Source organism: Nostoc sp. CCY0012 (genome assembly GCF_963920855.1).
Taxonomy (GTDB): Bacteria; Cyanobacteriota; Cyanobacteriia; order Cyanobacteriales; family Nostocaceae; genus Cyanocohniella.
In genome coordinates this window covers 1-476 of sequence record NZ_CAWUDM010000256.1, presented here as the reverse complement: position 1 = coordinate 476, position 476 = coordinate 1, and the positions used below count along the sequence as shown (strand labels likewise).

Annotated in this window: 1 protein-coding gene and 1 pseudogene; both read left to right on the top strand. The window is 41.2% G+C overall.

The window, feature by feature from the left end; translation table 11 throughout:
- On the top strand, positions 1-222 hold a 222-nt coding region (locus tag ACM0OS_RS29030; protein WP_414546629.1), incomplete at its 5' end, for a hypothetical protein.
- A gap of 33 nt (positions 223-255) precedes the next feature.
- Positions 256-476 (top strand): annotated as a pseudogene (locus ACM0OS_RS29025) (hypothetical protein); the annotation flags it as partial.

The following is a 476-nucleotide window of genomic DNA, read 5'->3' as shown; positions in this document are numbered from 1 at the left end:
CTAGATATATCCGTTTCTTTGGGGTGTGACAGTTGTGGGTGCGGAATGTGGGTTGTTATAGAAGGTGGAGGTGGCTTAGGCTTCCCAGTTCCATTTCCCGTACGCGATTTTGTTATTAGTAATAGCTTTGATCCTTTTTTAGAGAATGGATCTGTAATATTTAGTTCCTTTTCTAATTCTGATGGCGGCCTAGTAGTCTGTCAAATACAAGATGACGGATAATGGGAGATATATTTTCCAGCACGATAATCAGCTATGCCTGCAAAAAGATACATTGTTTCGCTGACTCCTGAAGAACGCCAAATTCTAGAACAATTAACCAAAACAGGTAAAGCCGCTGCTGCCAAAATCAATCATGCTCATATACTGCTAAAAGCCGATGTGAATCAGCCTGATGGCGGATGGAAAGATCAGTCTATCAGTAGGGTGTTGATTTTGTGGGAGAGATGCTCAAAATTTTTCATGCAGTTTCTGTG